The following is a 14,336-nucleotide window of genomic DNA, read 5'->3' as shown; positions in this document are numbered from 1 at the left end:
ATCTCAATATGTCTAAAATTATTATCACTTAAAATATTAATAAAAGTTGAGTGATGCGTTTTTTAAAATGGAATGTTATCCTGATATTATTGTGACTTTTGAAAGTGAAAATACGATGAAAAAAACTCTTCCGATTGCATGTGGGTTATTTATGGCTGTTGTTGCCTTTAATACGAATGCAGGTGCAACATGTGATACCTACTTTAAAGAAATGAACGAACTTGTTAAACAAGCTGAAGAACAATATAAAGATGAAGCCAATGCGGGAGAGCAAATTGCACTGATGAAATCTCAGTTAGAAGAGGCGAAAAAAGCCCTCGCTAGTTATCCTGATGATGCTCAAGAGCAAGCTTGTAGCCAGGCACTAAAAGCAATTGAGCAAGCCAAAGAAGCGGTTAAAACAAAATAATCCATCTTCCATATATTCTAAAAAAACAGCCTGAAACCAGGCTGTTTTTTATTTTAGCGAACGACAAGCACCGATATTTTCGCATAAGAAACAATACCAGATGCATTCGAACCTAATAAATGTGTTGAAATGCTTGGGTTTCTAGAGCCAATAACAATTAAATCAGCATCAATAGTTTCAGCTTCCGCTAAAACTTTGTCCCTTGGAGAACCAAACTCCACCTTATAAGTAATTTTATCTGAAGGATAATCGATTTTTTCAATAATTTCTTTGAGCTGTTCTTCCGAACGTTCCACAGCTTTTTTTGCAAATGAAGACAATAAATCATAGTGATAACTATAGCTCATCGAAAATCTTGAAACATCAGGAACAGAGTGAAATAAGTGAATTGTTGCATTCGAAATTTTCGCCAAATAGACCGCATGTTTCAATGCATTATCTGTTAAAACATCTTCAGATATGTCCACAGGAACCAAAATTGTTTTATACATACGATGCCCCTTATTAATTGTGTTTATCCATTTTCAAACCGTATTGTTGTTCATTTTCACGATTTGATTATTCGGTATTGCGGGTGAATAATTATCATTAAGCCTTTAAAAGTATAGTATCGCTATACTTAAAAAGCTGTGAAGCTCCCTACTTTTTACTGCAAAAAGTTTATTCCTCTAAATGCCATTTATGCAAAAGACGATGAATAAACGGGGTTACAATCAGCCCAATACTAATAATAAAAACGCTTTGTAAAAATAAGCCATAAATCGCAATAAAAAAACGACCGCCTTGGGTTATAGGGGCTGGCTCAATAGCTTGGCCACTCAGCATTGATAGTGCATTTAGCATCGATTCAACAATGGAATGCCCTTCAATAAAATAAAAACCAATAATACCAGGCAATAATCCAAGAAAAAAAACCAAAAGAGCCAATAAATAAAAGCGTATTACCCTGAGAACAAAATGCTCAATACGCAGTAATTCTTTCGAAAATTTTTCCATATAAACTTAGTGAAACCTTATTATTAGCTAAACTGATTAAATATAAAATTAAGCACAATTAAGCCCATAACTTAATCAATATAAATAAAAAAGAGCCTACAACATAGTGTAGGCTCTTTTCTTATTCATTAACGAACAACAAGTACGGATGTTTCTGCGTAGCGGACAATACCCGCTGCTGTTGAACCTAACAGGTGAGTCGTAATATTAGGACGGCGAGAACCAACCACAATGATATCGGCTTCAATATCTTTGGCTGTATTAATAACCTCATCACGTGGGGAACCAAAGGTAATAGTGTAACTCACATCTTCATGAGGTAAATCAATCGAATCCATCAACATTTTCATGTCTTCTTCCGCTTTTACCGTCGCACGATCTTTTATTTCCATATAACCTAACGCGTATGCGTTGATAATTGCAGAGGAAATAGGCAAGACATGAATTAGGTGAATTTTCGCGCCGGACTGTTTTGCTAGATTAACCGCATGGCGAACCGCTTTACTGGTTAATTCGTCTTCAGTTAAATCAATAGGGACCAGAATCGTTTTATACATAACCCCTCCTAAATAAATGTTAAAATTAAGCTCTACAACAAAATTATAAACAATTACTTATAAATGTCTCTTATTCATAAAGATAAATGAGATCTCTAGCGACAAATTCAAACACTATTCCCGTAACCATGGAGTGATTGTTAAACCTACTAACATGCCTTCTGGGCTTAATAAACGGGTGACAGTTTGTCCCCATGGCTCCATTTGGTTATTAACCAACAATTGATAACCGTGTTCTTGGCAAGTCTGAGTCACTTTTTCAATATCTGAAACTTCAAATTCCATCCAACTTTGTGGAATAGGAATATCTGCAGGCCATTGGTCTTTGTTAAAACACGATTGCGCAGCTTGATTTAAAGGCCAAAGTGCAAAATGTTTAACACCATCAAGATGTTCAGGCTCACAGATCAAATATTCGCTACCATTTTCTATCGGTTTCAATGGCAGCCCTAAAACATCTAAATAAAAATGCTGACTTTTTTCGAAATCCGCTACAACTGGGCCAAATCCAGCAATAAACAATACATCCGAGCTATCGTGTAAATCTAACATGGTGTGACCTCAATAATGTATCATCCGACCTTATTAAACATAGCGAACAAAACACCCGCCTTTAGCGCTCGCCATTTTATTTTATTCAGTCATTTTGCAACTGTAACAGCATAGATTCAACCATTCTCTGAGCAATAATTCCCTGCTCTGCGCTGATTATGGGTTGTGTCTGGTTTGCGACTGAATCGATAAAATGCCGAACAGCACCATCAAAACCACGTTGCACCAAAATAGAATCCCAGTTGCCAGGTTGTTTATCACGGATCTCTGACGCCGTTTCGCAGCGCCAATGGTTCATATTGGTAATTTGGTGAAGCACATCTTCAGCGATAGCCGTGACCTGTTCTTGCTGGCTACCTGCTTTACGGTGCATCGAAGTCGTTAGCCAGCAATCACCCGCCTGTAAGTGATGTTCTGCATAGAATAATTCACCATTACGAGTTTGTTGAATGTTGCCACTTTTCAAAACAGCCTCAAAACCGCCTAACCAAAGCACTGTATCAACCACATGTAAATAATCATCGTACAGCGTATAAGCCATATCTTTAGGCCCAATGCTATTGATGCGGTGCTTATCCATACGAATAGAAGAAAAGTGTTGCGTGTTTTGTTTTAACGCGACATAGAAAGGAGAAAATCGGCGATTGAACCCCACCATTAAGGTTCTTTGTTGTTGATGCGCTAATTCAATCAATTGTTCAGATTGTACAATCTGTTCAGTCAGTGGTTTATCTACATACACATGCACATTCGCTTGCAACAAGCGTTGTATCACCTCAAAATGGCTCGCTGTCGCGCTGTGAACAAAAACAGCATCACATTGAGCAGCCAAAGCATCAATGGAGCTAAATAAAGGGAGCCGATAGCTGTCACAGACTAATTTAGCTTTTGCCTGATTTGGCGAGAATGCGCCAACTAAATGCCAATTATCTTCTTTAGTTAAAATAGGCAAATAGGCTTTTTGCGCAATTCCCCCTAGGCCTACGACTCCAATCTTCAATCTACCCATCTTAATTTCGCTCTTAAGTGATTTATCTAGTCGGAAATCATCTCATTATTATAATTTTTTTTAAAAATTTTTTTGTCGAAAAACTCAATAACATAACAGACAAAAACATAATTATTTGTTTTATTTGAAATAAAAGGCAATTCCGTCATGAAAAAAACATGAGTAGCAATACAAAAAAAGGGGTTGATTTATTAAATGAGAATGGTTATCTTTTACCTCGTGAATACTTGAGTAAATCACTCAAGTTTGTCACAAACGACATTGCTCACATTGCTTCCAGTTTAGCAGGCCAACTTAATTGTTGGCCTTTTTTTATTCTTCAGTATGTTGTTATTGCTTTCGTATCGCGCTGCTAAAGCTCCATGACTTTAAGTGACCAACATATAGTAAGCGCTGAGTTGGCATAAATGTTGGTACATCGTCTGTACGCATATGCAATATATCAGCAGGGGTGATCCATGATGAATTTCCTTCAAACAACGGTATGCCTGCATATTTATAAGCATCTAGGACAAACTGCGAACAAAAGAAGCCGTTCGATTGGTCAATATCATCCCCTAGTTGGACCTTTGCTAAGGTGCGCAAGCAAAAATTACGCACAGTTTCACCAATTAAAGGTAATTCACATACCCGCTTAGTGATCATCCACGGGGCTATCATCACAATACCTTTATAGTTATACTTATTTCCGTTGTTGTGTACTGAAAATTCACGTAGCTTATCCGCATGAAACGAGGTTAACCCAGCCTGCCTTAATACCACCATATTGTTTGAATCTTTAACGGCTTGTTGCAACGTAATGATTCTAACACCACTACCAACCGACTCAGCAACTTCCCCAAGCCCTAAATAAATAGAGGCATGGCTTACACCACTGATACTAAACAACCGAATCCCCCAAGAATTCAACCCTGTAGCGGATGACAATAGGATATCACCTGGTAACATATCTGAGACAGACAAAGGCTCTACTGTATCTTTGATAGGTACAGTATTCGCATGTTGAATACTGAATTTGAAACGATTAGTTTCTTCATCGGATTTAAATTGAGTTGAGCACCCTGAGAGAAAAAAATAAAATACAAACAAAAGTAAAAATTGAAACTTCATTCTAAAGTACCCAACATTCTATTCTACATTTTTTAATGGAATACTCATGTTATCGTCAAAAATTATTTATGACTATCACTTATTATAAAAGAGACTTAAATTGAAAATCGTGATCACAAAATTTGAATAGAATGTAATGATGGGAGGCAAAATAAATATTGGAGGACAATTTATAGCATTTAGCCATCTATAACCCTCTAGTCAATACTAGAGGGCGACATACTCTCAGTTAACTCACCACATATTCAGGGTAAAATACCGTTACTGAATGGTATGTTTTCTTTTCCGTCGCTTTATTGTTTTGAATAGCAACAGTTTTATTCTCTTTTGAACCTATTGATACGCGAATATTTTTTTTAGAACGACTTTGCTTATAAGGCATTCCTAATAAGCGACGTGCACTGTTATTACTAACCATTATCGACTCCTTATACTAGTCAATTTAAATTCATTAATTTAATGAATATAAAAAATATAGTCATCGTTGACCACAAGGGTATTTTTTGTTTTACATCAAATATAAAACAAAATGTAACCTAACTAGTATAGCAGCAATTTAATGTTATTTAATGTAATTAAACTTATTAATTTCACTTTGAAACAAAAATCAACCAAGAACAGTATAAATATATCTGTGGTAAAAAATTCACCTCGGTAGATATTATTTTCTGTTTATCTATGCAACGTCTGTTATTAACACTAATTGAGCACCCTATTGTTTTAAATGCATCACTCCCAATACTGTATAAAAAATAGAATTAAGCAGGCCTGCTAATCAACATTTTAGCACGCATTTAATTACACTAAAGGAGATGCAGGACTAGAACACTTTTCGTTCCAAATCCGATTAACTTGTTCTGGTAATAAAATTTCATGACCACCTTCAACAAAGGGAATAGAGATATCCATTCGTGAATCGTCATCGCGAGTGTATGCTTTTACAATGAACCGTTTATATCCGTCTGGTTTATCATTTTTATAGCGAAACACTTCCCCACAAACATAGCCCACCTTACCGTTATCCTCAGTGTAGCGCGAAAAATGGTATTCAATATTTTTGAATTGTGCAGCTTGTGGATAAGCAAGAACATCATTTACATTTTTTTTTACTTGCTCAACTAAACTTAGCTGTGTGGGCTTCATGTACAATGTACCGAGTAAAAATGCAGCGCCAAAAATAAGTATTGCAATGATCGCTTTAAAAAAATTCATTTTATTGTCGCCATTAAGTGTAGACATAACGTATATTCATTCATGATGATAACCTTATATCAGCTAAAATCCATCATTAAAACGTAAATAATATTTACAACTTTCCTTAAATAAATGTGCTTACTTTTACATACATTAATAACCATACATTTATTAATGCTAACACCACAAATAAATACAACTTAAGCTAAACTTTGAAGTAAATCCAACTAATAAGTTACATCTCTATAACACCAGTATTTCTTCACTCATAGATGTTCTTGTATTGTGCATATATAAAAATTATCAGTATAGTGAGCACCTCAGCTAAATCATTTATTCGGAGTCTTCAAATGAAAACAATCGGCTTAATCGGTGGAATGAGTTGGGAGTCCACATTACTTTATTACCAACAAATCAATGAATCCATCAAGCAAAGTTTGGGTGGTTTACATTCTGCTAAAATTGTACTATATAGCGTTGATTTTGCTGAAATTGAGCACTATCAAACCCATGGTCAATGGGATCTTGCTGCTCAGTGCTTAGTAGATGCAGGAAAACGCTTAAAACTTGCTGGTGCAGACTTCCTTGTATTATGTACCAATACAATGCATAAGGTTGCTAATGAGATTGAATCTCATGTACACCTTCCATTATTACATATCGCCGATGCCACTGGTGAACGTATTGTTCAGGCAGGATTAAAGAAAGTTGGTCTATTGGGTACCGCGTTTACTATGGAGCAATCTTTTTATAAAGATAGGTTAGCCAAGCAATATGGATTGGATGTACTAACACCTAATAGTGACGATAGAAAGATTATCCATGACATTATTTATAATGAATTGTGTCTAGGAAAAGTTCTCCCTTCATCTAAAAAAGAATATCAACGAATTATGTCATATCTTGTCCAACAAGGCGCAGAAGGTATCATTTTAGGATGTACTGAAATTACATTACTGGTTGGCCTCAATGATACAACAGTAAAAGTTTTTGATACCACGGCTATTCATGCAGAAAAAACTGTCGAAATTGCATTATCAATTTAATATAAAAACATGTGAAGGTACTATCTTTAAATAAAAAAAATCAAGATAGTATCTTACTATTCATCACTTTTTTCATAGGCCAAAAAAATATCCAGATTCAAATTCAGAATAAAAATCTATATTTATATATTTTAGCTTCATTAAATTATTTAGATTAAAATCTTTTAATGACTAATTCATATTTTTATTAGTTTCAAAGATTTTTAACATTGATTATACAATTTTATTTGTCTATTTAATTTACAGATTTTTTCCCATTGAATATTCGTTTTTATCCATGATAATCGACGTAAATTTAACTTTAGGGAAATCATTATGACAAACAAAAAATCAGGAAATATAGCTTTAGGACATTTCATTAAGAAAAAACGCTTAGAATGCCAAATAACACCTCAAGAAATGGCGAAAAATATTTCCATTCCTGAAGCTACCTATCTTAGGTATGAAGATGGCTCATTATCAATATTCATTGACGACCTTGTCATATTGTCAAAAATCTTTAACCTTGATTTAAACTTATTATTCAATATTTATCTTAATCCTGAAATGCATCACTAAATTATGCGAATTAAAGATTGATGGTCGCATCAAACATGCTCTTTTTTTGATATAACGAATATTATTCTCGACAATATGTGTAGCTCTATTAATATAGTATTAACTATTCATGATTATTGCGAGGCAATATATGTTGTTTTCAAAAGCGGAAAGATCGCCCTTCTAATAACGTTATTTATTAATTATTAGAAGGGAAAAACAATGAGTTATACTCGATTCAACGTTGAAGCATGGCAACGAAAAGAACACTACCATGTTTATAATGAACAAGTAAACTGTGGGTTCAGCCTAACAGCAAAAATTGACATAACATCGCTATATAGTTTTATATCATTACGTAACTATCGCTTTTATCCTACGATGATTTACTTACTCTCATCCATAGTGAATAAACACGATGAGTTTAAACTATCTAAAAAAAACAATGAGCTTATTTTATGGGACAAAGTACACCCCAGTTTCACTATTTTTCATAATCAAACAGAAACATTCTCCTCTTTGTGGTGCGAACATTCTGATAATATTCATATTTTTATGGAGAATTATCATCTTCAGCTAGCATTATATAAAGATGATAACAAACTAGCCCCTCAACCAGTGCAAGCAGAAAATATTTTTTATATTTCTTCATTGCCTTGGGTTTCGTTTGACAGTTTTAATTTGAATATTGCCAATATCGCCAGCAATTTCACACCTATTTTTACAATGGGGAAATTCTATCGTGAAGGTAATAAAATACTATTACCCCTTTCAATTCAAGTACATCATGCTGTCTGCGATGGGTTTCATGTAGGCCGATTCGTGAATGAATTACAAACGTTATGCAATCAATTAGCGGATTAATTGAACGATCTTAGTGTTATTATTCAATCATACAGATAAGCAAGGGCAGCAGTATGCTGCCCTTCAGACTACTGACAAATCGATTAGATTTGACTGCAGGTTGGACTGTTTTTGAAAATAGACGAGGAAAATCAATTCATTGATTTTTGGCTGATAACACAAAGCAGGAAAAACCACGCTTTTATCCTGCTTTGTCAACAACCTCAAGGGAAGCAGTATGCTTCCTTTTTTAGATGGTACTTTCAGACAATTATTATCTCTACAACTCGCCAATAAGAAGCCAGCTAATATAGAGCACATCTCCGACAGCCCCACTTTGGAATACATAATCGATTGGGGTAACAACCATTTTTATGGTATTTGCGAGTGTTAACGCAATAAGATCTACAGGGTTCGTTGCTGGCATATTTCCTCCATTTTACCTTAGCCTAATTGGCAACTTTCCATTATTCAATCAGATAAACACGATAATGACACCTTTTATAGAATAAGTTTCACATGTTAAAAATGTCTTTTTACTAACAAGTATCACTCCCCCCCTCGATTCTGTTATTATGTGCTTCTTTTCACAGATTTTTGCTAATAGCGATTTATAAAAAACAATAAAAATACTAATTAAATTTTATAAAACTACTATCTATCAGCAACATAAATAACAATCCGCAACAGAATCTTATAGAATGACAACCAATAAAGAACAGTACAACTTAAACAAATTGCAAAAACGGATTCGCCGTGATGTTGGGCAAGCTATTGCTGACTTCAATATGATTGAAGATGGCGATCGTATCATGGTCTGTTTATCTGGTGGGAAAGATAGCTATACGTTACTTTCCATTTTGCAAAGTTTACAAAAAAGCGCGCCTATTCAGTTTTCGTTAGTCGCAGTTAATCTTGACCAAAAGCAACCAGGTTTTCCTGAGCATATACTGCCAGCTTATCTCGATGATTTAGGTGTTGAATATAAAATTGTTGAAGAAAATACATACGGAATTGTGAAAGAAAAAATACCTGAAGGAAAAACAACCTGTTCTTTATGCTCACGTTTGCGTCGTGGCATTCTGTACCGTACAGCAACGGAATTAGGTGCAACCAAAATTGCATTAGGGCATCACCGTGATGACATTTTACAAACTATGTTCTTAAACATGTTTTATGGTGGCAAACTAAAAGGCATGCCACCAAAACTGATGAGTGATGATGGAAAACATATTGTTATTCGCCCACTCGCTTATTGCCGTGAAAAAGATATTGAACGCTTTGCTCAAGCGAAAGAATTCCCGATTATTCCTTGCAACTTGTGTGGTTCACAACCAAATTTACAGCGCCAAGTGATTAAAGAAATGCTGCGTGATTGGGATAAACGTTATCCAGGCCGGATTGAAACCATGTTCCGTGCAACACAAAATATTGTTCCCTCTCACTTATGTGACACTGAACTATTTGATTTCAAAAACATTTCGCATGGTGATGACGTTATCGCTGGCGGTGATTTAGCCTTTGATCGAGAAGATATACCAACACAACCTTTCATTGATGAAGATGATACACCCGATTTTACTACGCAGCGCTTGGATATTGTCGAAGTGAAATAAACCGTTAAATAGCCTCCTAACTGGAGGTTATTTTTTTGCTATCAGATTTTAAGCAAAAAAAAGCCGATGTAAATTACATCGGCATTACAGTGGTCAATTATTCTGTATAAGAACTCAATATGAGAAAAACTACAATTATGGAGCACAACGTTCATCGCTCAACGTTGCATTCACCTGCGGAAGTAATAGTGCCCTAAAACTCCATTAGTTTTATTGATTTATCTCAAACTAGGTCTGGTTATACAAAATAAGTCATCAAATTTAGAGCCAGCGGCTTTTTCGTAGCCACCACAGCACCGTTCCAATTAAAACGGCAAGTAATACGCAAAATACACTAAAAGCAAAACGAAATTCATTTCCAGGTATCCCGCCTAAGTTAACACCAAATAGCCCCGTCAAAAATGTCGTCGGTAAAAAAATCATCGCCATCAGTGACATCGTATAAATACGGCGATTCATCATCTCCGTCATCATATTAGTAATTTCATCAGAGATGATCGCGGTACGTGCAATAAAGCCATCTAAATCTTCGATACATCGGCCTAATCTATCTGAAATTTCTTGAAGTCTTCGACGATCAGTATCATCCAACCAAAGTAACTTTTCTGCCGTTAGGCGAGATAACATATCTCTTTGTGGTGCCATGTAACGACGAACAACAATAATTTGCTTACGTAATAATGCTAATTCACCACGTTCAGGAATTTCGCCATTTAATATGACATCTTCAAGCTCAATCAAGCGTTCATGCAAAGAATCCGTGAAATCACTAATTTCATCTGTGATAGAATCTGCCACTTCAACAAGCCAATCACCTGTACTTTGTGCTCCGACCCCTTCTTTCAGATCATCAATAACAGAGTCCAACGAATTCACTTTACGGTGTCGGCTTGAAATAATAATACGGTTATTGATAAATACACGGAATGCGACAAGTTGCTCTGGACGTTGCCCTGTATTGGTATTTAAGGTTTGTAATGTCAATAATATACCATCACCAACTCGAATTAACCGCCAGCGCCCTGATTGCCCTGACAACGCCGATTTAACTTGGTCATTAAATAACTCAGATTGTTGGATCCAATTAAAACTTTTTGGGTCTTTATAATCAAAATGAAGCCAAAATGGACATTGCTGCGTTGCACTCGCATTAACATCAATCGGGAGCAGGCCCCCATTTCCATTTAATTGAAATGCATGTACAGGATTTGAGTTTTCAAATAACGAACCATAAACCAACGCCATGCAATATCTCCCTTTTATAAATAATAAGTTATTTTTAATAGAATAGAGGAAATATTGCAATAATTTCAATGAAATGTTTGATAATGCTATTCACGTAGCTATTCGTAGGTAATTAACGAAATCAACAAGATACAAAATATAATCAAATGAGCTTTGATAAAAAAAAAGCGCCATTTTTGTTAAATAAGCATCACTGATTTGACACAAACGAGCAATAAACTCGCCTATAAATTTTTTATGATAAAAGCGTAGTGTTTATTCCTTTTTGGTCCTCCTTCCCATTCTCCAGTGGGAGGAGTTTTTTTCAAAAAATAAAAACGGCCCATATACAATACAGGCCGCTAGTCGCATTTAAAATTAATGCTTAATAATATAGAAACTGTGGCTATATGCTACATCTTCTGGATTTTCAATAGGATACCCTTTAAGCCACGGTTTAATTAACCGTGCGTTAGTATATTGATAAATCGGCGCAATAGGTGCTTCTTTCGCTAAAATAGCTTCTGCACTATTGTAATAACGGTTTCTCAATTGTGCATTGGTTTCTATACTTGCAGAGTTCATCACTTGGTCATATTGCTGGCTATTAAACTTTGGAATATTACCGCTATGCTGTGATGTCAAAAGCGATAAAAATGTTGACGGCTCATTAAAATCCCCAATCCAAGATGCTCGGATAACATCAAAATCCCCTGTATTACGGCTGTCGATGTACGTTTTCCATTCTTGATTCACTAATTTGACATTCACCCCTAATTTTTTCTTCCACATTGAAGCAATAGCGATGGCAATTTTTTGGTGATTTTCTGAACTGTTATACAATAAAGTCAGTTCTAAGGGATGGTTAAGTCCGAAACCCGCTTCTTGTAATAATATTTTCGCCTGTTGATCTAATTCTTTTTGCGAATGGCTATTATAAAGTCCTTTTTCAGGTTTAAAACCATCCGTCACATCAGGTGTAAAATAGTAAGCAGGTTTTTCACCTGTTCCTAATACTTTATTAGCAATTAATTGTCTATCAATTGCCATTGATAACGCCTTTCTTACCCTCACATCATTTGTTGGCGCACGTTGTGTATTAAAAGCATAGTAATAAGTCCCTAATTGGTCAGGTGTAAACACTTCATTAGGAATATCTTGTAATAATTTTTGATAACGTTGTTTCGGGAATGACTCTGTAATGTCTAAATCCCCCGCTAAATAACGGTTTGTCGCATGGGACTCTTGGTTAATAGGAACAAATGTGACTTGGGTGATAACTGTATTTTTGTGATCCCAATAATAAGGGTTTTGGGTTAAAACAATTTTTTCATTTACGACGCGGTCAGCTAGCGTAAAAGCGCCATTACCGACTAAATTACCTACTTTAATCCAATCCGCCCCTAATTTTTCAATAGTCCCACGGTGAACTGGGTATAAACTAAAATTTGCAGCTAAAGAGGGAAAATAAGGAACTGGCTTATTAAGAACAATTTTTAGTGTGTGTTTATCAACCGCTTCCACACCTAACTGATCCACAGATAGTTTGCCATCAATAATATCTTGCGCATTATTAATCCCAGCCAATGCGGCAAACCACGCAAAAGGAGATGTATTTGCAGGTGCCACCAAACGCTGCCAACTGTAGACAAAATCATCGGCTGTTACAGGTTCACCATTTGACCAACGAGCATCTTGTCTGAGTGTAAATGTCCAAATACGGTTATCTGCGGTCTCCCATTTGAGCGCAACCCCAGGAACAGGTTTGCCATGGCTATCTTGGTTCACCAAGCCTTCGAACAAATCACGCATGACTTGTGCTTCGGTCAACCCGACTGATTTAATGGGATCTAATGACGCGGGCTCATCTTTCAAATGGCGAGTTACGGTTTGGTTATCAGCTAAAATTGTCCCTGCTGGGATAATTGCGCTAATAGCCGGTGTAGCAAGAAAAAGTGAAGCGAACAATACAGCTAAAGGAGAGAATGAAGGTTTATGCATGTTATTTTCTATCTTTGTTAATATAAACGAAATCAGCTAAATGTTTAGCGACACAGTATTGAAAAGAGACTAACGCATTAACAGCACTACCGAATTTATCGTGGGTACACCCATACAAAGTGGAATGTTTTCCTTTTTGCATCATATGCTTTCATGTTTTAAAAATCCATACATCCAGTTTAATTTATGAATGCGGTTACTGAATAACAAATTAATCTTTGGTACGATTTTTCAATAGATGGCTTACTTTAATTGTTATAGCCCTCTGATACATTCGTCCATCCCCTTATAATTGTGCTGATAAACTGATGATCACTAAAGAAACCGATACTTATAACCTTACTTTTGTTACACTCAATAATGTATTTTAAAAGACAATATAATAAAAAACGTAAACTCGGCTAGCGATTGTCAGTTGTATAATCGCTGACTGTGAGAAACTTACCAGCCATACAAGTAACGTCCTTGCGCCGCATATACGTTAAGGTATACAGTTAGTTTTTTCGGTATACAGTTTATTTTGGTCATTAATAGAATGTAAAACTCAAAGGTCTAATTTAGCCTGAATGGAAACCTTTTATCGCAAAGATTTTCCTTAAGAAACTGGTTAAGTTGGCACTGATACAACTTATAAACGGGAGAAAAATTCATGTCGCAAACAGTTAAATTAAAAGGTAATGATATCGCAGTTAATGGTGTTTTCTTGCAATCTGGCACAAAAGCAAAACCTTTTACTTTAGTCGCAAAAGATCTTAGCGAAGCCACATTAGAAACATATGTTGGTAAACGCAAAGTATTAAATATTTTCCCAAGCGTTGATACAGGGGTTTGTGCGGCCTCTGTTCGTAAATTCAACCAACTTGCTAACGACCTTGATAACACAGTTGTCCTGTGCATTTCTGCTGACTTGCCTTTTGCTCAAGCACGTTTTTGTGGTGCTGAAGGCCTCGATAATGTCGTCACATTATCCACTTTCCGTAGCCCTTCTTTTGCTGATGATTATGGTGTTGCAATTGCAAGTGGCCCATTAAAAGGTTTAACCGCACGCTCTGTCGTTGTGTTAGATGAAAACGACAAAGTCATTTATAGCCAATTAGTATCTGAAATTACTGAAGAACCTGACTACGATAACGCATTAAATAGCCTGAAATAAGCTTATTTGATTATCGAGCTTCTAACATAAAAAAGCGGGATAATTTCCCGCTTTCTTGTATCTCAATTTTATCTTTCAATAGTTATCAC

The 14,336-nt window shown here is 35.7% G+C and carries 17 protein-coding genes; 6 read left to right on the top strand and 11 right to left on the bottom strand.

The annotated features are described in order from the left end of the window. Window positions 1-115: 115 nt before the first annotated feature. Window positions 116-409 carry a DUF5339 family protein gene (locus tag M1F05_RS08745; protein WP_206084089.1) on the top strand — a complete coding sequence of 98 codons (294 nt, stop codon included), beginning with the start codon at window positions 116-118 and terminating at the stop codon, window positions 407-409. Between the two features lie 53 nt (window positions 410-462). Here the strand turns inward: M1F05_RS08745 and M1F05_RS08740 are convergent, their stop codons facing one another. The 8 genes from M1F05_RS08740 to M1F05_RS08705 form a co-directional block, all read right to left on the bottom strand. Then, a complete protein-coding gene (locus M1F05_RS08740) occupies window positions 463-900 on the bottom strand; it encodes a universal stress protein (RefSeq protein ID WP_206084088.1) in 438 nt (145 codons plus the stop codon). A gap of 169 nt (window positions 901-1,069) precedes the next feature. Beyond that, window positions 1,070-1,405, bottom strand: coding sequence for a hypothetical protein (locus M1F05_RS08735; RefSeq protein WP_206084087.1), 336 nt, complete (start codon window positions 1,403-1,405; stop codon window positions 1,070-1,072). Between the two features lie 128 nt (window positions 1,406-1,533). Continuing rightward, the gene (locus tag M1F05_RS08730) at window positions 1,534-1,962 is read right to left on the bottom strand and encodes a universal stress protein (RefSeq protein WP_206084086.1); all 429 of its coding nucleotides are present in this window, start codon (window positions 1,960-1,962) and stop codon (window positions 1,534-1,536) included. 114 nt (window positions 1,963-2,076) lie between these two features. Next, window positions 2,077-2,514, bottom strand: coding sequence for a VOC family protein (locus M1F05_RS08725; protein ID WP_206084085.1), 438 nt, complete (start codon window positions 2,512-2,514; stop codon window positions 2,077-2,079). Window positions 2,515-2,599: 85 nt separating this feature from the next. Beyond that, window positions 2,600-3,523, bottom strand: coding sequence for a Gfo/Idh/MocA family protein (locus tag M1F05_RS08720; RefSeq protein ID WP_206084084.1), 924 nt, complete (start codon window positions 3,521-3,523; stop codon window positions 2,600-2,602). A 330-nt stretch (window positions 3,524-3,853) separates the two neighbouring features. Continuing rightward, the gene (locus M1F05_RS08715) at window positions 3,854-4,633 is read right to left on the bottom strand and encodes a YaeF family permuted papain-like enzyme (protein ID WP_206084083.1); all 780 of its coding nucleotides are present in this window, start codon (window positions 4,631-4,633) and stop codon (window positions 3,854-3,856) included. 229 nt (window positions 4,634-4,862) lie between these two features. After that, window positions 4,863-5,051, bottom strand: coding sequence for a stationary-phase-induced ribosome-associated protein (gene sra / locus M1F05_RS08710; protein ID WP_206084082.1), 189 nt, complete (start codon window positions 5,049-5,051; stop codon window positions 4,863-4,865). Between the two features lie 380 nt (window positions 5,052-5,431). Further along, window positions 5,432-5,872, bottom strand: a complete 441-nt coding sequence (locus M1F05_RS08705) for a hypothetical protein (protein WP_206084081.1) — start codon at window positions 5,870-5,872, stop codon at window positions 5,432-5,434. A 305-nt stretch (window positions 5,873-6,177) separates the two neighbouring features. Here M1F05_RS08705 and M1F05_RS08700 point away from each other — a divergent pair, with 305 nt between their 5' ends. The 3 genes from M1F05_RS08700 (at window position 6,178) to catA (ending at window position 8,274) form a co-directional block, all read left to right on the top strand. Continuing rightward, window positions 6,178-6,873 (top strand): aspartate/glutamate racemase family protein, encoded by a 696-nt coding sequence (locus tag M1F05_RS08700; protein WP_206084080.1) that lies wholly within the window; start codon window positions 6,178-6,180, stop codon window positions 6,871-6,873. Window positions 6,874-7,188: 315 nt separating this feature from the next. Further along, window positions 7,189-7,431 carry a helix-turn-helix domain-containing protein gene (locus M1F05_RS08695; RefSeq protein ID WP_206084079.1) on the top strand — a complete coding sequence of 81 codons (243 nt, stop codon included), beginning with the start codon at window positions 7,189-7,191 and terminating at the stop codon, window positions 7,429-7,431. Window positions 7,432-7,632: 201 nt separating this feature from the next. Further along, on the top strand, window positions 7,633-8,274 hold the full coding sequence (catA, locus tag M1F05_RS08690) for a type A chloramphenicol O-acetyltransferase (protein ID WP_206084078.1): 642 nt from the start codon (window positions 7,633-7,635) through the stop codon (window positions 8,272-8,274). Window positions 8,275-8,533: 259 nt separating this feature from the next. Here catA and M1F05_RS08685 read toward each other — a convergent pair whose 3' ends face one another. Beyond that, window positions 8,534-8,680 carry a hypothetical protein gene (locus M1F05_RS08685; protein ID WP_206084077.1) on the bottom strand — a complete coding sequence of 49 codons (147 nt, stop codon included), beginning with the start codon at window positions 8,678-8,680 and terminating at the stop codon, window positions 8,534-8,536. Window positions 8,681-8,954: 274 nt separating this feature from the next. Between M1F05_RS08685 and ttcA the strand changes: the two genes are divergently transcribed. Then, entirely contained in the window at window positions 8,955-9,869 is a 915-nt protein-coding gene (ttcA, locus tag M1F05_RS08680; protein ID WP_206084076.1) for a tRNA 2-thiocytidine(32) synthetase TtcA, read from the top strand. Between the two features lie 261 nt (window positions 9,870-10,130). Here the strand turns inward: ttcA and zntB are convergent, their stop codons facing one another. Continuing rightward, the gene (gene zntB / locus M1F05_RS08675) at window positions 10,131-11,114 is read right to left on the bottom strand and encodes a zinc transporter ZntB (protein ID WP_206084075.1); all 984 of its coding nucleotides are present in this window, start codon (window positions 11,112-11,114) and stop codon (window positions 10,131-10,133) included. 357 nt (window positions 11,115-11,471) lie between these two features. Continuing rightward, entirely contained in the window at window positions 11,472-13,094 is a 1,623-nt protein-coding gene (locus M1F05_RS08670; RefSeq protein ID WP_206084074.1) for a peptide ABC transporter substrate-binding protein, read from the bottom strand. A gap of 649 nt (window positions 13,095-13,743) precedes the next feature. On the opposite strand from M1F05_RS08670, the gene tpx reads away from it, so the two are divergent. After that, window positions 13,744-14,247 (top strand): thiol peroxidase, encoded by a 504-nt coding sequence (gene tpx / locus M1F05_RS08665; protein ID WP_206084073.1) that lies wholly within the window; start codon window positions 13,744-13,746, stop codon window positions 14,245-14,247. Window positions 14,248-14,336 lie beyond the last annotated feature (89 nt).

The sequence above is a fragment of the Providencia sp. PROV252 genome, assembly GCF_033676005.1.
Classification (GTDB): domain Bacteria; phylum Pseudomonadota; class Gammaproteobacteria; order Enterobacterales; family Enterobacteriaceae; genus Providencia; species Providencia vermicola.
This window is presented reverse-complemented; position numbering and strand designations above follow the sequence as displayed.